Origin of the sequence: Streptomyces africanus, from assembly GCF_030816955.1 — a bacterium.
Taxonomy (GTDB): domain Bacteria; phylum Actinomycetota; class Actinomycetes; order Streptomycetales; family Streptomycetaceae; genus Streptomyces; species Streptomyces africanus.
The window spans coordinates 770432-788645 of record NZ_JAUSYP010000001.1; the positions used below are offsets into that span (position 1 = coordinate 770432).

The following is an 18214-nucleotide window of genomic DNA, read 5'->3' on the forward strand; positions in this document are numbered from 1 at the left end:
ATGACCATCGACACGACCGGTACCGGCGCCGAAGTGGAACTCGCCATCGGCGGCATGACCTGCGCCTCCTGCGCGGCGCGCATCGAGAAGAAGCTCAACCGCATGGACGGGGTCACCGCCACCGTCAACTACGCGACGGAGAAGGCGAAGGTCAGCTACAGCGGTGACGTCTCCGTCGGCGACCTGATCGCCACCGTCGAGGCGACCGGGTACACCGCCCAGGAGCCCGCTCCGCCCGCCGGGCGGGAGGAGCCGGCCGAGGAGCCCGACGAACTGCGGCCGCTGCGGCAGCGGGTGGTCACGGCCGCGGTGCTGGCGGTGCCCGTCGTGGCCATGGCCATGATCCCGGCCCTGCAGTTCGAGTACTGGCAGTGGCTGTCGCTCACGCTGGCGGCGCCCGTGGTGACGTACGCGGCGTGGCCCTTCCACAAGGCGGCGTTCACCAACGCGCGGCACGGCGCCGCCACCATGGACACGCTGATCTCGGTGGGCACCTCGGCCGCGTTCCTGTGGTCGCTGTGGGCCCTGTTCTTCGGCACCGCGGGCACGCCGGGCATGACGCACCCCTTCGAGCTGACCATCGAGCGCACGGACGGCGCCGGGAACATCTACCTGGAGGCCGCCGCGGGCGTGACCGCCTTCATCCTGGCCGGCCGCTACTTCGAGGCCCGTGCCAAGCGCAAGGCGGGCGCGGCACTGCGCGCACTGCTGGAGCTGGGCGCGAAGGACGTCACCGTGCTGCGTGACGGTGGCCGCGAACAGACCGTGCCGGTGGGCGAGTTGCGGGTCGGGGACCGTTTCCTGGTCCGGCCCGGCGAGAAGATCGCGACCGACGGGACGGTGGTCGAGGGCTCGTCCGCCGTGGACGCCTCGATGCTCACCGGCGAGTCCGTGCCGGTGGAGGTGGGCGCCGGGGACCCGGTCACGGGCGCCACGATCAACGTCGGCGGGCGGCTCGTGGTGCGCGCCACGCGGGTCGGTGCCGACACCCAGCTGGCCCGGATGGCCCGGCTGGTGGAGGACGCGCAGAACGGCAAGGCCGCCGCGCAGCGGCTCGCGGACCGGATCTCCGCCGTGTTCGTGCCGGTGGTGATCGCTCTGGCGCTGGGCACGCTGGGCTTCTGGCTCGGCAACGGATCCGGGCTGACGGCCGCGTTCACCGCCGCGGTCGCCGTCCTCGTCATCGCCTGCCCGTGCGCCCTGGGTCTGGCGACGCCGACCGCGCTGATGGTCGGCACCGGGCGTGGCGCGCAGCTCGGCATCCTCATCAAGGGCCCGGAGGTCCTGGAGTCCACGCGCCGGGTCGACACCGTCGTCCTCGACAAGACCGGCACCGTCACCACCGGCCGGATGACCCTGCTGGCCGTGCACACCTCCGACGGCACCGACGAGGCCGAGGTACTGCGGCTGGCCGGGGCGCTGGAGCACTCCTCCGAGCACCCGATCGCCCGGGCCGTCGCCGACGGTGCGCTGGCGAAGCTGGGCGCGCTGCCCACGCCGGAGGACTTCGCCAACGTGCCCGGACTCGGCGTCCAGGGCGTCGTCGAGGGCCACGCGGTGCTCGTCGGGCGGGAGAGGCTGCTGGCCGACTGGGCGATGGAGCTGCCGGAGGGACTGGCCCGGGCCCGGGCGGCGGCCGAGGACGCCGGGCGCACCGCCATCGCGGTCGCCTGGGACGGCGAGGCACGCGCGGTGCTGGAGGTCGCCGACGCGGTGAAGGAGACCAGCCCCGAGGCGATCCGGCGCCTGCGCGCCCTCGGACTGACCCCGATCCTGCTGACCGGGGACAACGAGGCGGTGGCCCGGTCCGTCGCCCGCGAGGCCGGCATCGCGCCGGAGCACGTCGTCGCCGAGGTGCTCCCGCAGGACAAGGTCGAGGTCGTCAAGCGGCTCCAGGCCGAGGGCCGTTCGGTCGCCATGGTCGGCGACGGCGTCAACGACGCGGCGGCCCTCGCCCAGGCCGATCTCGGTCTGGCCATGGGCACCGGCACGGACGCCGCGATCGAGGCCGGCGACCTGACCCTCGTGCGGGGCGATCTGCGGGCCGCGGCGGACGCCATCCGGCTCGCCCGCCGCACCCTCGGCACCATCCGCTCCAACCTGTTCTGGGCGTTCGCCTACAACGTGGCGGCCCTGCCGCTGGCCGCGGCCGGTCTGCTCACGCCGATGATCGCCGGGGCGGCCATGGCCTTCTCCTCGGTCTTCGTGGTGGGCAACTCGCTGCGGCTGCGCACGTTCCGCGCCGCCGGCTGAAACGGTGGCGGATCAGCGGCGGTGCCACACCAGCGTGTGCCGCCAGAACAGGCGGCGGCGCAACCGGACGCCGGGCAGGACGGACCGGGCCTCGCGGACGATCTCCGGGAAGGTCCGGTCCGCCGGACGCGTGCGGGCCGTCATGGAGACGGGGCGAGGCACCGGGCGGCCCCGGGTCTTGAGCAGGGCCATGACGATGTTGAGCGGGACGGAGGCGAGCGAGAGCAGGCGGTCGACGGGCGTGAGCTCCCGGGCGACACCGACGATCACCAGGGTGCCGCCAGGGGCGAGGCGGTCACGGAAAGCCTCCAGGGCCTCGGTGAACGGCAGGTGGTGGAGCGCGGCGACGCAGGTGACGACGTCGTACGGACCGGCGGGCAGCCCGGCCGGCGCGTCGGCCACCGTGTACGTCACCGGGACCGCTGTGGGGGTCAGCTCCCTCGCCCGGGCGATGATCGCCGGGTCGGCGTCGACCCCGTGCACCCGCTCCGCCCGGCCGGCCAGCAGCCGGGCGAGATCGCCGCTGCCGCACCCCACGTCCAGGGCGCTCCCGACCCGCCCGGGGAGCTGCCGCAGGATCCAGCGGTGGAAGTGGGCGTTGTGATCCCAGGGACGGGCGGCGTGGAAACGGTCGAGTGCGCGCAGAACCCGGCGTGGCAGGGGCATCATGCCCACAGTTCAGCAGACGGGTTCAGTCGCCCTGCGTGGGCACTCGGGAGGTACCGGCTCGCAGGGGCGCCGAGCGTGCGCCGGGCGTGAGCCGGTACCTTGCTGGGGAAGGCCACTGCGGGGAGAAGCACATGACCGATCCGACGACCACAGACGAGGACGCCCTTCGTCCGCTCCCGCCGGACGGGAGGCCCTCGGGCGGGCCCCGCCGGCTCCTGGGCGCCGTCATGGGCGATCTCAGGGCCGTGGACGGCGCGCTGTACGCGGCGGTGGCCGCCACTCCCACGCCCACGCTCGACCGGACGCTGCGCCATCTGTCGCATGCGGCCGACCACTCCAAGATCTCGTTCGCCATCGCCGCGGCCCTGGCGCTGGGCGGGAAGCGGCCGAGGAGGGCCGCGCTCGCCGGCGTCGGGGCGATCGCCGTGGCCTCGGCCTCCGCCAATCTGCTCGGCAAGCGCCTGGTGCGCCGGGCCCGGCCGGACCGGGAGGCGGCCCGGGTGACCGTGGACCGGCACGTTCCGATGCCGACGTCGGCCTCGTTCCCGTCCGGGCACACGGCGTCGGCGGTCGCGTTCGCCACCGCCGTCGGCGTGGTCCTGCCGCCCGCCGCGGTGCCGCTCGGGGCGCTGGCGAGCGCCGTCGGCTACTCCCGTATCCACACGGGCGTGCACTACCCGGGCGACGTGGCCGCGGGCGCGGTCCTCGGCATCGCGAGCGCCGCGGCAGCCCTGGCGGCGGCAGCGGCGACCCCGTCGGAGCGGACGCAGGCGCTCCTCACGGCGGCCCGCTCGTGGCCGCGGACCGGCATCGGCGCCACCGCACGGCGGTAAGGCCGCGGGCCCGCTCAACGGCCTCGCGAGCGCCGCAGCGGCACTGGCGGCGGCGGCCACTCCCTCCAGAGCAGACGCAGGCCCTCCTCACCCCGGCCGCTCCCGGCCGCGGACCAACATCACCGCCATACGGCGGTGAGGCCACGGGCCCGCTCAACGGCCTCGCGAACACCGCAGTGACCCTAGCGGCGGCGGCCACTCCGTCCAGAGCGGACGCAGGCCCTCACCCCGGCCGCTCCCGGCCGCGGACCAACATCGCCGCCGCCACACGACAGTGAAGCCACAAGCCCGCTCAACGGCATCGCGAGCGCCGCAGCCGCACTGGCGGCAGCGGCCACCCCGCCGGAGCGGACGCAGGCCCTCCTCACGGCCGGCCGCTCGTGGCCGCGGATCGGCATCGCCGCCGTCGTGCGGCAGGGAAGCCACGGGTTCGTTCATCGGCCCCTCGGCTCCCGGCTATTCCAGGAGAACAGCAGCCGACCGGCGTACGTCGACGGCGGTGAGCGCCAAGGCCAGCGGTCCCGGGGCCAGGAAGGCCAGGGGCAGCAGCATCCAGGCGCACAGCGCGGCCGTCGCCACGGCGAGCAGGACCAGTCCGCTGCCGCCCGCGTCCGCCACGGCGTCCCGGGCGGCCCCGCGCACCGCCGCACGCCAGTCGGTGAGCGACTCGGGGCGGGCGCAGGCCCGCAGGCCGACGACCGCCGCGCAGGCGCCGATGGCGGCGGCGATCACCGCGAACAGTGGCGCCCCGGGCAACCCGGCCCCGGCCAGCGCCAGGTCGGCCGCGAGCAGCAGCAGCCCCGCCAGGGCGACGGCCCCCGCCAGCAGGTCACCGGGCCGCAGCCGTTGCCGCAGCAGGACGAAGTACCTTCCGGCCGTGACGGGCCGGTCCTGTCCGGCACCGCGCAGTACGGCGCACGCGGTCGAGAGCGCGGCCGGTGCCGTCACCAGCGGCAGGCAGGCCACCGACGTGGCGAGGCCGACGCTCAGCACGTCCGCGAACAGCGTCATGCGCGGCCCGAACACCTCGCCGGCCTCACGTGTCCGCATCCCGCTCACCCCTTCAGTCCGGAGCTGGCCATGCCCTCCACCAGGAACCGCTGGAAGGCGAGGAAGAACAGCACGATCGGGAGCAGCGCGATCACCGACATCGCGAACATCGGCCCGAAGGCGGAGGTGCTGGAGGCGTCCACGAAGGAGCGCAGCGCGAGGGTCAGCGTGAACTTGTCCGGGTCGAACAGGTAGATGAGCTGGGTGAAGAAGTCGTTCCAGGTCCAGATGAAGGTGAAGATGGCGGTGGTGATCAGGGCCGGCCGGGTGAGCGGCAGCACGACCTGGAAGAAGCTGCGGAAGGGTCCGCAGCCGTCGATCCGGGCCGCCTCCTCCAGTTCGCGCGGCAGGCCGCGCATGAACTGCACGATGAGGAAGACGAAGAACGCCTCGGTGGCGAGGAACTTCGGCAGGATCAGCGGCCAGTAGGTGTTCACCAGGCCCAACTGGTTGAAGATGATGTACTGCGGGATCAGCACCGCGTGGTGCGGCAGCATGATCGTGGCGATCATGAAGGCGAACAGCGGTCCGCGCAGCCGGAACCTGAGGCGGGCGAAGGCGTAGGCGGCGAGCGAGCAGCTGATGACGTTGCCGAGGACCGCACCGCCCGCGATCAGCAGGGAGTTGCCGAGCAGCCGCCAGATGGAGACCTCGTTGACGCCCTCCATGGCGGTGGAGTAGTTCGACCACTCCAGGTGGCTGGGCAGCAGGTTCAGACTCGCGATGACCTCGTCGGCGGGCTTGAGCGAGGTGGCCAGCAGCCACGCCAGCGGGTACAGCATGACCAGCAGCGCGGCCAGGCAGCCCAGGTGGACGGCGACCCGCCCCCAGCGGACGGGCTTGTGGGAAACGGCGGTCGAGGTCATCGGTCCCCCTCGGAGGCGTAGAAGACCCAGGAGCGCGAGGTGCGGAACAGCACCGCCGTGACCACTCCGATCACGAGGAGCAGCACCCAGGCCATGGCGGAGGCGTAGCCCATGTGGGAGGCGACGAAGCCGCGGTCGTAGAGGTACATGGTGTAGACGAGGGTCGAGTCGGCCGGTCCGCCCTTGCCCGCGCTGACCGCGAAGGCGGGCGTGAACACCTGGAAGGCCTGGATGGTCTGCAGGACCAGGTTGAAGAAGAGCACCGGGGACAGCATCGGCACGGTGACGGACACGAACTGCCGCCATTTCCCGGCCCCGTCGACCGCCGCCGCCTCGTACAGCTCGGCGGGGATCTGCTGGAGACCGGCCAGGAAGATGACCATCGGCGCGCCGAACTGCCACACCGTCAGCAGCGCGACGGCGAGCAGCGACCAGCCGGGCTTGTTGACCCAGCCGCCGGTGCCGAGCAGGTTGTCCACCGTGCCGCCGTCGTTGAAGACGGCCCGCCAGACCAGGGCGATGGACATCGACGCGCCGAGCAGCGAGGGTGCGTAGAAGGCGGAGCGGTAGAAGGCCTTGCCGCGTTTCATGCCCTTCAGGGCGAGCGCGACGACCAGGGCGAGGGCCAGTTGCAGGGGCACGGCGATGACGACGTACGTCACCGTCGTCACGACCGAGCGCCAGTAGCGCGGGTCCTCGGTGAACATCTGCACGTAGTTGCGCAGGCCCACCCACTTCGGCGGGTTGAACAGGTCGTAGTCGGTGAACGACAGGTACAGCGACACGGCCATCGGCAGCAGGGTCAGGACGATCGCGCCGAGGACCCAGGGCGAGAGGAACACCCAGGCGGCGCCCTCGCGTTCGCGCTCGGGGCGGCGCTTCGGGGCGGTGGCGGGGACGTGTTCGGTCTCCGTGGGGATCGCGGTGGTGGTCATGACCTCAGCTCCGCCTTCGCCTCGGTGACGTAGTTCTCGGCCGCCTCGCGGGGCGACATGCGCGCGTAGGACACCTGGTCGTAGTCGCGCTGGAAGGTGCTCTGGAGGGCGTTGTCGCCCGAGGGCGGTGCCTGGGGCGGGTCCTTGAGCTTGCCCTCCAGGGACGCTTGGAAGTCGGCGATGGTCTTGTCGAAGTCCTTGAGCTGCGGGCCGATCTCGTCCCGGACGGTCTCGTTGACGGGGATGCCGCGGCTCGCGCCGAGGATCTGCGCGGCCTGGCGGTCGTTGACCAGGAAGTCGACGAGCTGTGCGGCCTCCTTCGGATGGGCGGTGTTCGCGGAGACTCCGACGAACATGGACGGCTTGAAGTACTGGCCGGGTGTGCCGTCCTCGCCGGACGGCATGGGGGCGAGGGCGACGCCGCCCTTGACGAGGGCGAGGAAGCCGCTGGCCGGGGCGTCCCAGTTGGCGTCGGTGACGGATGTGCCGCGTCCCAGCGGGGTGTTCTCGACGGAGCCGTCGAGCTGGGTGGTCTGCTCGGCGGGCGAGACGGCGCCCTCGCGGCGCAGCTTGTCGGTGAAGGTCCACCAGCGGGTGAGGTCGTCGGCGCTGAAGCCGAGCCGGCCGTCCTCGGTGTAGAGGACCTTGCCCTGCCCGCGCAGCCAGACCTCGAAGGCATCCTCGCTCTGGCCGGGGTCGGTCGCCCCGGGCTTGCCGGTCTTCTTCGCCAGGGCGCGCATGGTGTCGGCCCACTGGCTCCAGGTCCAGCTCTTGCCGGGGAGGGGCACGCCCGACTTCTTCCAGGTCCCGACGTCGTAGGCGACGGTCTCGGTGCCGCGGCCCTGCGGGATCGCGTACTGGGCGTCGTCCACGCGGCCGGTGGCGAGCAGCCCCTGGTCGATCTCGGAGGTGCGCAGGACGGCTTTCTGCTTCGCCAGGTCGAGCAGGACACCGCCGGAGGCGTACTGGTCGATCTGGCGGTAGTCCAGCTGCATCACGTCCGGCGCGTCACCGCCGGCGGCCTGGGTGGCGAGCTTCTGTTTGTAGGCGTCGTAGCCGGAGAACGACGTCGTCACGTCGACGTTCGGATGCTGTTTCTCGAACAGCGCGACGGCCTGCTCGGTGCGTTCCGCGCGGTCGGGGTTGCCCCACCACGTGTAGCGCAGCACGACCTTGCCGCCGCCGGCCGATTCCCCGGATCCTCCGCAGCCCGCCAGCACGGCACACAGTGCCAGTGCGGCGGCCGACGCGCAGAACCCCTTTGTCCTGTGTCGCGGCATGCCGAGGTCACCTCTTCCTTTCCTCGGACTTTCTGTCGGCCCCCCTCACCCCCCTGCTGCGTTACTCGCTCTGGTACGGCAGCGTCGTCCCGGGCAGGTTGTACTCGTCCCGCCGGCCGCACATGCCGAAGCCGCCGAGCCGCGTGGGTGCGGCCTCGTAGGCGGTGGCTTCGCCGAGATAGGCGGGTTCACCGTCGGCCAGGGCGTCGAGCTGGGCGCCGGTGCGTTCGGCGGTGGCGAGGGCGCCCGCCCGCCACAGGGCGCGCCAGGTGGGCACCTTGTGTCGCACGATCCGGGCGGCGGCCCGCTGGAACTCCAGATACGGGCCGTTGTCGCCGGCCACGAGCGCCTCGCGCAGGGTGAGGTACCCCTCCACGGCGAGGTCCCGGCGGCGCTGGGCGGCCGCCGCCGTCTCCGGTCCCGTGCCGGGCGGCAGGGTCGCCGCGGCGGCGTACTTCTCCGGGTCGGCGAGCACTTCGGGCGGGAAGGTGAACACGGCGTCCCCGGCCTCGGGCAGGCCGCTGTTCTGCATCAGCACGGTGATGCGCAGATCGCCGCCCTGCACCATGCGGTGCACGGTGCCCGGTGTGAACCAGGCGATGGAGCCGGCTTCGAGGGGGATGTCCCGGTAGCCGTCGGGGCTGAGCGTCTGGACCGCTCCCCGCCCGCCGGTGACGACGTACGCCTCGGTGCAGACCAGGTGCAGGTGCGGGCTGCCGCCGCAGACGCCGTCGGCGGCCTCCCAGTCGTAGGCGCTCAGATGGGACAGGCCGATCGCGCCGGGCAGCGGGTGCGGCAGGGCGGGCTTGGCGTCGTTCACCACGGCAGGCCCTCCAGGTGCGTGCCGACCCGGTCGCGGTCCCAGGCGCCGTCGGCGACGACGAGCCGGTAGCGGTAGGCGAAGGACTCGCCCGGCGGGAGTTCGAACTCCTCGAAGAACGCCCAGGAGAAGGCGACCGTGGGGAAGGGCTCGGAGCGGACGAACCAGTGGGACTCGTGGACCGCGGACGTCTCGTCGAGGTTCTCGGGCGCGTGCGCGAAGACGAGGGTGGAGTGGCCGTCGACGTCGTCGTGCTCGGTGGTGAAGGCGAGCCAGGGACCCTGGGTGCCCATCAGCTTGCCCGCGTCGGCGTCGGTGTCCGGGGCGAAGACCGTGCCACCGGTGAAGTCGCGCGGGCCGCGCCACTGGAGTCCGGTGTAGCCGGCCATCTCACGGCCGGCGGTGGTCGGCGAACCGAAGGCCAGGGGCTCGGAGCGGACGTTGGTGAGGCGGATCGACCAGTCCAGGGCCCAGGCGCCGGCTTGCTGGTCCACCGAGTGGACGGTCAGCCCCCGCACCTCGCGCGCCCACTCCTCGCCGCCGTTCTCGACCCAGGTGAGCTCCTCGGTGAAGGCGAGGCGGTCGTCCTCGACCGTGAACTCCGGGAAGCCGTCGTGCCGCATGGAGCCGACGCGCTCGGGCAGGCGCAGATAGCCCTGCCCGTGGACGTAGCAGTTGCCGCCCCAGAAGTTCTGGCCGGACAGATGGCTCGCGGTCATCTGCAGGCCCTTGTGCCAGCGGTGGTCGTTCGGCCGGTAGCCGGTGACCGTGCGGCCGGACAGGGTGCGCACCGGGTGGGCGTACGGCTTGCGGGACTCGAAGGGATCCGGGTCGGGGCGGTAGACGTAGCGGAGGATCTCCGTGCCGTTCGCCGCCGTGACGGCGATGTCCTCGCCGTGGGTGTGGGTGACTCGGATGCTCATGCGCGCTCCTTGGGGGCCCAGTCGGGGTACTCGCCGTGCATGGCCTCGTAGAAGGGGTCGCCGGGGCCGATCTCTCCCGCGTGCACGGAGCGGCCGGTGAACGCCGCCTTGTACAGGGCGGCGGCGAACTCCAGGGTGGCGCGGGCGTCCTGGCCGCTGCCCGGTGGCCGGGTGCCGTTGTCGTAGGCGTCGAGGAGGGCGCCCAGCTGGGCGGTGTGCGAGCTGGGCACGTCGTTCGAGGGGGTCCGCCAGGCGATGGCGCGGTCGGAGGCGACGTGCGGGGCCGGGGTGTAGACCCAGCTGTCGTTGGAGTGGCCGTACAGGTGGGTGAGTTCGACCGTGGCGTCCGCGCAGTCGATGCGGATACGGCTCACCTCGTCCGGGGAGAGCACGCTGTTGACGACGGTGGCGAGGGCGCCGCTCCTGAACCGCACCAGGGCGGTGGAGACGTCCTCGCTCTCGGTGTCGTGGACGAGCCGGGCGGCCATGGCGCGGATCTCCTCCCACTCGCCGAGCAGGTGCAGCATCAGGTCGTACTGGTGGATGCCGTGGCCCATGGTCGGCCCGCCGCCCTCGCTGGCCCACTTGCCGCGCCACGGCACGGCGTAGTAGGCGGCGTCCCGGTGCCAGGTGGTCTGGCAGTGCGCGACCAGCGGGGCGCCCAGCTCACCGCTGGTGATCAGCTCGCGGGCGTGTACCGCGCCGGATCCGTAGCGGTGCTGGAAGACGACCGCCGCGTACGCCCCGGAGGCCTCCTCGGCTGCGGCGATCTCGTCGTACTCGGCGAGCGACAGGGTGAGCGGCTTCTCGCACAGCACCCAGGCACCGGCCTTGAGCGCGGCCACCGTCTGGTCGCGGTGCAGGGAGGGCGGCGTCCCGATGAGGACCAGATCGGGGCGGACGGCGTCCAGCATCGCGTCCACCGAGGTGTACCCGGCGACCTGGTCTCCGGCCAGTTCGCGGAAGGCGTCGAGGCGCTCCTGGTCGACGTCGACGGCGGCGACCAGTTCCACCCGGTCGGAGTGGGCCCGCAGCGCGGGCAGATGACTGCCGCTGACGATCGCTCCGGTGCCGACGACGGCCACGCGGCGGCGGGCGGGGGACAAGGACATGCGGCGCTCCTCGGACGGCCGGCGGACACACGCTGGGACAGCACTTGGAAAGCGCTTGCACCCGGAAGCCGACCCTAGGCGTGAGCGAATGTCTGGACAACCCCCCTGCAGCTACCTGCACAAGGTCTGCCCCAGCGTTCTCCCAGCTCGGGGGTGAGATTCGGGTTGTTGTCACCACCATGGAAAGCGGCCTAGCCCCCGCGTCGCCGGTGGCGCTGACCCCACCACGAACCGGGCTGCCAGCCGGAGTGATCAGCACGTGGCCCGCCCCTACCGTTCTGTCGCACAGCGCCCCTCCTCGGCTTGTTCACACCCACCCGACGAGGGGACCGTCGCGACAGAAGGGACATCCACGTGTTATCCCGCAGCCCGGGAACCGCGAGACGGGCCGCCCTGGCCCTGACGGCCGCCGCCCTCGCCCTCACCGCACTGCCCGCCACCGCCGGGGCGAGTCCCGGCTCCGACCCCCTCGCCCGCTACCACCACCAGCGCCTCACCTGGAAGAGCTGCGTCCTCGGACCGGACGACACGACCGGCAAGAACCTGGAGCAGGCGGGCGCCCGCTGCGCCGACGTGACCGTCCCGCTGGACTACTCGGACCCCGGCGGCCGTACGATCACCGTCGCGATATCCCGGATCCGCGCCACCGACACCGACCGCCGCGTCGGCCCGCTGCTGCTCAACGGCGGCGGCCCCGGCGGGCAGACCCTCGGCGATCCGCCGTGGGTGCGCAAGGCGATGAAGGACGTCGGCGCCCGGTACGACGTGGTCGGCGTGGATCCCCGCTTCGTCGGCCGCAGCACGCCCCTCGACTGCCACTGGCCGACCGGCTCGGCGTGGCGCGGGGCGGGTGAGGACCGGGCCGGCTTCGATCGCATGGCCGCGTTCTCGAAGGACCTCGCCGAGCGCTGCCGCACCCACGCGGGCGACGTCCTCCCCCACGCCACCACCCGCAACACCGCGCGCGACATGGACGTCATCCGGGCCGCGCTCGGCGAGCGGCGCATCTCCTACCTGGGCTACTCGTACGGCAGCTACCTCGGCGAGGTGTACACCACGCTGTTCCCCGGCCGGACCGACCGGGTCGTCCTCGACGGTGTGATCGACCCGGACCGCTACAGTGCCCGGCTGTGGCTGGGCGTCGAGCGGGCCAACCGCCAGGCCCTGAAGGGCTGGGCCTCCTGGGCGGCCGCCCGCGACGCGACCTACGGTCTGGGCCGTACGCGGAGCGAGGTGCTGGCCACCGTGGAACGCGTCCGGCGGGCCGCCGCCCGCACCCCGCTGCGGCTCGGCGAGCACCGCCTGGACGAGCACGTCATGCCGATCGTCGCCCTCAATGGCCTCTCGCAGGACAACGACGCCGCCTACGGCGACTTCGCCCAGGGCGTGCGGGACATGCTCCGGGCCTCCAAGGGGCGGAAGGTGACGCCGTCCCCGTGGCTCGCGGGGGTGCTCGAATTCGTGCTCACGGGCACCGACTCCCCCTACGGCAGTGCGCAGACGGCGATCGTGTGCGGTGACGGAGCCGCTCCGCGGGACCCCGAGATCTACTGGCGCGACGTCCAGCGCACCCGCGCGCAGGACCCGCTCTTCGCGCCCGTGACCAACAACCTCAACCCGTGCGCCTTCTGGGACCGGCCGCGCGAGCGACCGACGACGGTCCGGGACGACCTGCCGGCCCTGCTGGTCAACGCCACCGGTGACCCGCGGACCGGCTACGACGGCGCCCGGGCGGTCCGCGGCAGGTGGCCCTCCTCGCGCCTGATCACCCTGACCGGGGCCGACCAGCACGCGGTGTACGGCGTCTACGGCGTGCCGTGCGTCGACGACACGGTCAACGCGTACCTGGCCACTGGGCGCCTGCCGGGACGGGACCTCGACTGCCGGGCACCCTCGTACGGCTAGCACACGCGGGAGCCCGGACCGTTGCCGGTCCGGGCTCCGTGAGTGGGCGGGGCCGGCCCGCTCTGCTCACGACTCGACGATCTTGCGCACGTTGCCGACGGACCCGCAGCCGGCCTTCAGCTGCCGCTCACGCTCCTGCCAGAACGCCCGGCCCAGCTCCTCGCGCCGTTCCATCGCCACGTTCTCACGCGCGCCGTTGAGGATGGTGCGCTCCTCCTCGTCGGCGTGGTGGGTGACGGCCTGCACCAGCTCCTCGAGCTTCTCGTCCCACTCGTCGGAGCCGACCTCCTCCACTTCGAGGAGTTCCAGGAGGGCCTTGTTGCCCTCGTCGTGTTCGTGCTCGCCGTGCTCGACCTCTTCGTCGTCGATGTTCTTGTACCGCTTGAGCGCCGGGTAGACCTTGGCCTCCTCGGCCAGCGCGTGCGCGATCAGCAGATCCGCGAATTCCCGCAGCGCGCCCGACCGGTCGGCTTCGACGCTCCGCATCCGGCGGAAGAGGTCCTCCATCCGCCGGTGGTCCCGGAGGATGAGCTCTACGACGTCTTGTGTATCGGCCATGGAACAGGAACGCCTTTCATACGGGAGAATCGGGCCACTTTCCTTTACCCCATTCCTGACGCTTTGTACGTCTACCACCGATACCAGCGACCCTTGCGGCCGCCGCTGTCCGCGGTGCGGATCACGAAGCCCAGCAGCCACAGCACCAGCACGATCACCGCGATCCACCACAGAGCCTTGAGCGCGAAGCCCGCGCCGAACAGGATCAGGGCCAGCAGCAGGACAAGAAGCAGGGGAACCATGAATATCAACCTCCGCTCCCCCAGGTGCCCAGCCGGCGGGCGAACACACAGTCGAATTTCTGGGTTTGTCCACCCCTGCCCGGGGCATGTGCGCCGCTTCGGCCGAGCCATGGCGCCGAGGCCGGGTCAGGCCTGAAGTCGGCCTGCTGGTAAGGGAGTTGCCCCGGGGCTTGCGGGTAATGGGATCGACGGCCGGTGCACCGGCCACTCCATCCGACCCGAGGGGGGTTTCATGGGCAGCACGGCGAGACGCGTCCGGATCAGATCGGGCTGCGTGGTGGCGACGGCCCTGGCGGTTCTGGCCGTCGGCGTCGGCCCCGGCGGAGCGGCGACCGCGGCACCCGCGCCCGCGACGTCGACCACGGAACCGGCGGACGCCACACTGGGGTACCGCGCCAACGCCCGTCACGACAGCTTCGTCGCCCAGGCCACGGCCGCGCCGCCGTTCACCAAGCTCTGGTCGGCCGACCTGGGTTCGGCCGTCTCCGCGCCGGTGGCGGTCGGCGGGAAGGTCTTCGTGGTGGTCAACGCGGTGGGAGAGGACGAGACCGGCGGCCTGCGCATGGAACTCGTGGGCCTGGACGCGGCCACCGGCAAGAGGCTGTGGCCCCAGCGCCTGATCGCCGACAACGATCCAAAGGCCACGCTCGCCTACGGCGGCGGACTGCTGTACACCCAGACCGGCAGGGGCGTGGTGACCGCCTGGGACCCGGCGACCGGCAGGCAGCGGTGGTCCCACAGCATCGGGTCCGGCATCTGCGAGTACCCGCCGACGTGGTACGACGGCGTCCTGTACACCCAGGACGGCCGCGGTACGGCCCTGGCCCTGCGCGCGAGCGACGGAGCGGAGCTGTGGCGGGCCCCGCTCGTCGACTGGGGCATGTCGCCGGTGGTCGTCGACGACCTCGGCGTGTGGTTCGGCTTCGACAACTACTCCTTCCAGCTGCTGGACCGGAACACCGGCCGGGAACTGCGCCGCTACGACGTGCCGGACCTGACCGCGCTCGGCGGCAACCCGATCGCGCGCGGCGCCGGGGCGCTGTGGCTGCGCAGCTCGGCCGCCGACGACGAGCGGAGCGTGGCGTACGACCAGAACACCGGCGCCGTCCTGCGCTCCTTCCCCGCCGACGCCACGCCCGCGTTCGGACCGGGCCGGGTCTACGTGGCCCACCGGGGCGTCGTGAAGGCGATCAGCACGACGACGTACCAACCCGCCTGGAGCTACACCAGCCCGCGCCAGGCGGCCACCGTCCGTCTCGTCGCGGGCGGTTACGTGTACGTCCAGGACGGCAACGGCAAGCTGGTGGTCCTGAACGAGCGCACCGGCGCCGTCGTCTGGTCCTACCGGCTGTGGGCCGAGCCGCACCCGACGGAGGACGTGCTCCCCGAGGAGGACTGGCGGGGCTGGGTCAACCCCGGCATCGCGACCGCGGGCGGCCGCGTGTTCGCGCCCGGACAGAACGGGGTCCTGACCGCGTTCGGAGACTGAGCACACGCGCGACGCCGAGGGGGCCGGTGCGGTCCGCCTCGGCGTCGCGCGCTCGAAGGCTCCGGAGGACAGGCCGCGTGCCCGGCGGTCCCGGGAACTCGCGTCGCCGGGGTCGCGCCGGTGACCGCAAAGACCAAAACCTCCGTTGGTTCCGCAAGAGAGACAGCCCGTCGGCGCCGGTGCACCATGTGGCCCACGTCACCCTCCCCCACAGGGCCCTTACCTACCCGCAACGACGTACCGACAGGTGGTGGCACTCGTGCGCCTGCGCACCCCCCTCGCCCTGCTCGGGGCCGCCGTGCTCGTGCTCGTCGGACCGCCGCTGCTGACCACCGGCAGCGGTTCCGAGACCGGCACACAGATCCCGGGCCTGCGTTTCATGGTCCCCAACACGCCCGGCGGCGGCTATGACATCACGGCCCGTACGGCCGCGAAGAACGCCGAGGACGCCGGACTGACCCACAACATCGAGGTGTTCAACCTGCCCGGCGCCGGCGGCACGGTCGGCCTGAGCCGGCTGGTGAGCGAGCACGGCAACGGCAAGCTCGCCATGTCCATGGGCCTCGGGGTCGTGGGCGCGGTCCGCTCCAACGACGCGCCGAAGACGCTCGGCGACACCACGCCGATCGCCCGGCTCACCGAGGAGCAGGACGTCGTCGTGGTCGCCAAGGACTCCCCGTACAAGACGATCGACGATCTCATCGGCGCCTGGAAGGAGAACCCGGGCAAGCTCCCGGTGGGCGGCGGCTCGTCGCCCGGCGGGCCCGACCACCTCGCGCCGATGCTGATGGCGCGGGCCGCCGGGATCCCCCCGAAGCGGGTCAACTACATCCCCTTCGACGGCGGCGGCGAGCTGCTCGCGTCGATCCTCGGCAACAAGGTCGCCTTCGGTGTGTCCGGCGTCGGCGAGTACCTGGACCAGATCAAGGCGGGCGAGCTGCGTCTCCTCGCGGTCACCGGCCCCGAGCGCGTCGAGGGGCTGGACGCGCCGACGCTGAAGGAGGCCGGGTACGACGTGAACTTCACCAACTGGCGCGGCATCGTCGCCCCGCCCGGACTGACCGACGGGGAGCGCCGCAAGCTCGTGCGGCTGATCGAGGAACTGCACGGCTCGGACGAGTGGCGCAAGTCCCTGGAGCAGAACGGCTGGGACGACGCCTTCCTCACCGGTGAGGAGTTCGGCGCGTTCCTCGACGCCGAGGACAAGCGTGTGGTTTCGGTGCTGAAGGAGCTGGGACTGTGACGACGCAGACCACCGACATTCCCCCCGCGGAGCAGGGCGAGCGGCGCTCATGGTTGCAGGAGCACTCCGAACTCGGCGTGTGCGCACTGCTGCTGGTCCTGGGCGTGCTCGTCCTGACCGACGCGCTCACCATGGACGTCGACATCGCCCAGCGCGGACCCGTCGGCCCGAAGACCGTGCCGGTCGTGGTCGGCGCCGGGCTGCTGGTGATCGCCGCGCTGCTCGCCGTGGACGTGCTGCGCGGCGGCCGGGGCCAGGCCGAGGGCGGTGAGGACATCGACCTGTCCGAGCCCGCCGACTGGCGCACGGTGCTGCTGCTCGCCGGGGTGTTCCTCGGCTCGGCCGTCCTGATCGAGCCGCTCGGCTTCCCCGTCGCGGGCGCGCTGCTGTTCTGGGGTGCGGCGTTCGCGCTCGGCAGCCGCCGGATCGACCGCGATCCGCTCATCGCGGCCGGGCTGTCCCTCGTGACCTACGTCGTCTTCAACGACCTGCTCGGAGTGCCCCTGCCCGGCGGTCCGCTGATGGGAGTGCTGTGACATGGATGCCTTCAACTCCCTTCTGGACGGCTTCGGCACGGCCCTCACCCCGGTCAACCTGCTCTGGGCCGCGATCGGTGTGCTGCTCGGCACGGCGATCGGCGTGCTGCCCGGCATCGGCCCGGCCATGGCGGTGGCGCTGCTGCTGCCGGTGACCTACGGGCTCGACCCGATCGGCGCGTTCATCATGTTCGCCGGTATCTACTACGGCGCGATGTTCGGCGGCTCGACCACCTCCATCCTGCTCAACACGCCCGGCGAGAGCGCGGCGGTGGTGGCGGCCATGGAGGGCAACCCCATGGCCAAGTCCGGGCGCGGCGCGCAGGCTCTCGCGGCGGCCGCGGTCGGGCACTTCGCGGGTGGCCTGATCGGCACGATCCTGCTGGTGGCGCTCGCCCCGACGGTCGCCGAACTGGCCGTGGACATCGGCGCGCCGGACTACTTCGCCATCATGGTGCTGGCGTTCATCGCGGTGACGTCGGTGCTGGGCTCGTCCCGCATCCGGGGCCTCGCCTCCCTGCTGATCGGCCTCACACTGGGCCTGGTGGGCCTGGACCAGATGACCGGCCAGCAGCGCCTGACCTTCGGCTCGCTGCAACTGGCCGACGGCATCGACGTGGTGATCGTCGCGGTCGGTCTGTTCGCGATCGGCGAGGCCCTGTGGGTGGCGGCGCACCTGCGGCGCAGGCCGCCGGAGCCGATCCCGGTGGGGCGTCCGTGGCTGGGGCGCGGCGATGTGAACCGGACCTGGAAGTCGTGGCTGCGCGGCCCGTTCATCGGTTTCCCGTTCGGCGCGATCCCGGCGGGCGGCGCGGAGATCCCGACCTTCCTGTCGTACGTGACGGAGAAGCGCCTGTCCAAGCACAAGGACGAGTGGGGCAAGGGCGCCATCGAGGGCGTGGCCGGGCCGGAGTCGGCGGCGTCGGCCTCGGCGGCGGGCACGCTGGTGTCGATGCTGACCCTGGGCCTGCCGACCACGGCGGTCGCGGCCGTGATGCTGGCAGCCTTCCAGCAGTACGGCATCCAGCCCGGCCCGCTGCTCTTCGAGCGCGAACCCGACCTGGTCTGGGGGCTGATCGCCTCGCTCTTCGTCGGCATGGTGCTGCTGCTCGCGCTCAACCTGCCGCTGGCGCCGGTGTGGGCGAAGCTGCTGCGCATTCCGCGGCCGTACCTGTACGCCGGGATCATGTTCTTCGCGGCGGTCGGCGCGTACGCGGTCGGCGGTGAGGTGATCGACCTGGTGATCCTGCTGATCATCGGCCTGATCGGCTTCGGCATGCGCCGCTACGGCCTGCCGGTGCTGCCCGCCGTCATCGGCGTGATCCTCGGCCCGAACGCCGAGCAGCAGTTGCGGCGCGCGCTCCAGATCAGCGACGGCAGGGTGACGGGGCTGTTCAACACGCCGTTCGCGGTGACGGTGTACGCGGTGATCGTGCTGCTGCTGGCCTGGCCGCTGCTGCGGAAGGCGGTGACGCGCAGGCGCGTGGAGGCCTGACGCAA

General features: G+C 72.3%; 17 protein-coding genes. 7 read left to right on the forward strand and 10 right to left on the reverse strand.

Features of this window, described 5'->3' with window-relative positions; genetic code table 11:
* Positions 1-2253 (forward strand): heavy metal translocating P-type ATPase, encoded by a 2253-nt coding sequence (locus QF034_RS03785; protein ID WP_307173551.1) that lies wholly within the window; start codon positions 1-3, stop codon positions 2251-2253.
* Positions 2254-2265: 12 nt separating this feature from the next.
* On the opposite strand, the gene QF034_RS03790 is transcribed toward QF034_RS03785, so the two are convergent.
* The gene (locus tag QF034_RS03790; RefSeq protein ID WP_307173552.1) at positions 2266-2922 is read right to left on the reverse strand and encodes a class I SAM-dependent methyltransferase; all 657 of its coding nucleotides are present in this window, start codon (positions 2920-2922) and stop codon (positions 2266-2268) included.
* Positions 2923-3053: 131 nt separating this feature from the next.
* Between QF034_RS03790 and QF034_RS03795 the strand changes: the two genes are divergently transcribed.
* Entirely contained in the window at positions 3054-3755 is a 702-nt protein-coding gene (locus tag QF034_RS03795) for a phosphatase PAP2 family protein (RefSeq protein WP_307173553.1), read from the forward strand.
* 456 nt (positions 3756-4211) lie between these two features.
* Here the strand turns inward: QF034_RS03795 and QF034_RS03800 are convergent, their stop codons facing one another.
* The 7 genes from QF034_RS03800 to QF034_RS03830 all read right to left on the reverse strand — a co-directional run bounded on the left by QF034_RS03800 (position 4212) and on the right by QF034_RS03830 (position 10741).
* Positions 4212-4805, reverse strand: a complete 594-nt coding sequence (locus tag QF034_RS03800; RefSeq protein WP_307173554.1) for a hypothetical protein — start codon at positions 4803-4805, stop codon at positions 4212-4214.
* 5 nt (positions 4806-4810) lie between these two features.
* Positions 4811-5671 carry a carbohydrate ABC transporter permease gene (locus QF034_RS03805; RefSeq protein ID WP_307173555.1) on the reverse strand — a complete coding sequence of 287 codons (861 nt, stop codon included), beginning with the start codon at positions 5669-5671 and terminating at the stop codon, positions 4811-4813.
* Positions 5668-6606 (reverse strand): carbohydrate ABC transporter permease, encoded by a 939-nt coding sequence (locus QF034_RS03810; RefSeq protein ID WP_307173556.1) that lies wholly within the window; start codon positions 6604-6606, stop codon positions 5668-5670. The genes QF034_RS03805 and QF034_RS03810 overlap by 4 nt, the downstream gene beginning before the upstream one ends.
* A complete protein-coding gene (locus tag QF034_RS03815) occupies positions 6603-7886 on the reverse strand; it encodes an ABC transporter substrate-binding protein (RefSeq protein WP_307173557.1) in 1284 nt (427 codons plus the stop codon). The genes QF034_RS03810 and QF034_RS03815 overlap by 4 nt, the downstream gene beginning before the upstream one ends.
* Before the next feature lie 61 nt (positions 7887-7947).
* Positions 7948-8709 carry a cupin domain-containing protein gene (locus QF034_RS03820; RefSeq protein ID WP_307173558.1) on the reverse strand — a complete coding sequence of 254 codons (762 nt, stop codon included), beginning with the start codon at positions 8707-8709 and terminating at the stop codon, positions 7948-7950.
* Positions 8703-9629: a DUF6807 domain-containing protein gene (locus QF034_RS03825; protein WP_307173559.1), complete on the reverse strand. Its 927-nt coding sequence runs from the start codon at positions 9627-9629 to the stop codon at positions 8703-8705. Before QF034_RS03825 ends, QF034_RS03820 begins: the two co-directional genes overlap by 7 nt.
* Complete coding sequence (locus QF034_RS03830) at positions 9626-10741, reverse strand: Gfo/Idh/MocA family protein (RefSeq protein WP_307173560.1); 1116 nt, start codon at positions 10739-10741, stop codon at positions 9626-9628. Before QF034_RS03830 ends, QF034_RS03825 begins: the two co-directional genes overlap by 4 nt.
* 354 nt (positions 10742-11095) lie before the next feature.
* On the opposite strand from QF034_RS03830, the gene QF034_RS03835 reads away from it, so the two are divergent.
* Positions 11096-12646, forward strand: coding sequence for an alpha/beta hydrolase (locus QF034_RS03835; protein WP_307173561.1), 1551 nt, complete (start codon positions 11096-11098; stop codon positions 12644-12646).
* Between the two features lie 66 nt (positions 12647-12712).
* Here QF034_RS03835 and QF034_RS03840 read toward each other — a convergent pair whose 3' ends face one another.
* A complete protein-coding gene (locus tag QF034_RS03840; protein WP_307173562.1) occupies positions 12713-13204 on the reverse strand; it encodes a hemerythrin domain-containing protein in 492 nt (163 codons plus the stop codon).
* Between the two features lie 71 nt (positions 13205-13275).
* Positions 13276-13446, reverse strand: a complete 171-nt coding sequence (locus tag QF034_RS03845; protein ID WP_307173563.1) for a DUF5670 family protein — start codon at positions 13444-13446, stop codon at positions 13276-13278.
* Positions 13447-13678: 232 nt separating this feature from the next.
* Between QF034_RS03845 and QF034_RS03850 the strand changes: the two genes are divergently transcribed.
* The 4 genes from QF034_RS03850 (at position 13679) to QF034_RS03865 (ending at position 18209) form a co-directional block, all read left to right on the forward strand.
* Positions 13679-14935: an outer membrane protein assembly factor BamB family protein gene (locus QF034_RS03850; protein WP_307173564.1), complete on the forward strand. Its 1257-nt coding sequence runs from the start codon at positions 13679-13681 to the stop codon at positions 14933-14935.
* Positions 14936-15194: 259 nt separating this feature from the next.
* The gene (locus QF034_RS03855) at positions 15195-16178 is read left to right on the forward strand and encodes a Bug family tripartite tricarboxylate transporter substrate binding protein (protein ID WP_307179792.1); all 984 of its coding nucleotides are present in this window, start codon (positions 15195-15197) and stop codon (positions 16176-16178) included.
* Entirely contained in the window at positions 16175-16714 is a 540-nt protein-coding gene (locus tag QF034_RS03860; RefSeq protein WP_307173565.1) for a tripartite tricarboxylate transporter TctB family protein, read from the forward strand. The genes QF034_RS03855 and QF034_RS03860 overlap by 4 nt, the downstream gene beginning before the upstream one ends.
* A gap of 1 nt (position 16715) precedes the next feature.
* The gene (locus tag QF034_RS03865) at positions 16716-18209 is read left to right on the forward strand and encodes a tripartite tricarboxylate transporter permease (RefSeq protein ID WP_307173566.1); all 1494 of its coding nucleotides are present in this window, start codon (positions 16716-16718) and stop codon (positions 18207-18209) included.
* Positions 18210-18214: the final 5 nt, after the last annotated feature.

Excerpts from the sequence above, each read along its gene's own strand:
- QF034_RS03795 (WP_307173553.1), top strand. The coding sequence starts at position 3,054 with ATGACCGATCCGACGACCACAGACGAGGACGCCCTTCGTCCGCTCCCG.
- QF034_RS03845 (WP_307173563.1), bottom strand. The coding sequence starts at position 13,446 with ATGGTTCCCCTGCTTCTTGTCCTGCTGCTGGCCCTGATCCTGTTCGGC.
- QF034_RS03785 (WP_307173551.1), top strand. The coding sequence starts at position 1 with ATGACCATCGACACGACCGGTACCGGCGCCGAAGTGGAACTCGCCATC.
- QF034_RS03810 (WP_307173556.1), bottom strand. The coding sequence starts at position 6,606 with ATGACCACCACCGCGATCCCCACGGAGACCGAACACGTCCCCGCCACC.
- QF034_RS03865 (WP_307173566.1), top strand. The coding sequence starts at position 16,716 with ATGGATGCCTTCAACTCCCTTCTGGACGGCTTCGGCACGGCCCTCACC.
- QF034_RS03830 (WP_307173560.1), bottom strand. The coding sequence starts at position 10,741 with ATGTCCTTGTCCCCCGCCCGCCGCCGCGTGGCCGTCGTCGGCACCGGA.
- QF034_RS03790 (WP_307173552.1), bottom strand. The coding sequence starts at position 2,922 with ATGATGCCCCTGCCACGCCGGGTTCTGCGCGCACTCGACCGTTTCCAC.
- QF034_RS03805 (WP_307173555.1), bottom strand. The coding sequence starts at position 5,671 with ATGACCTCGACCGCCGTTTCCCACAAGCCCGTCCGCTGGGGGCGGGTC.
- QF034_RS03800 (WP_307173554.1), bottom strand. The coding sequence starts at position 4,805 with ATGCGGACACGTGAGGCCGGCGAGGTGTTCGGGCCGCGCATGACGCTG.
- QF034_RS03815 (WP_307173557.1), bottom strand. The coding sequence starts at position 7,886 with ATGCCGCGACACAGGACAAAGGGGTTCTGCGCGTCGGCCGCCGCACTG.
- QF034_RS03825 (WP_307173559.1), bottom strand. The coding sequence starts at position 9,629 with ATGAGCATCCGAGTCACCCACACCCACGGCGAGGACATCGCCGTCACG.
- QF034_RS03840 (WP_307173562.1), bottom strand. The coding sequence starts at position 13,204 with ATGGCCGATACACAAGACGTCGTAGAGCTCATCCTCCGGGACCACCGG.
- QF034_RS03850 (WP_307173564.1), top strand. The coding sequence starts at position 13,679 with ATGGGCAGCACGGCGAGACGCGTCCGGATCAGATCGGGCTGCGTGGTG.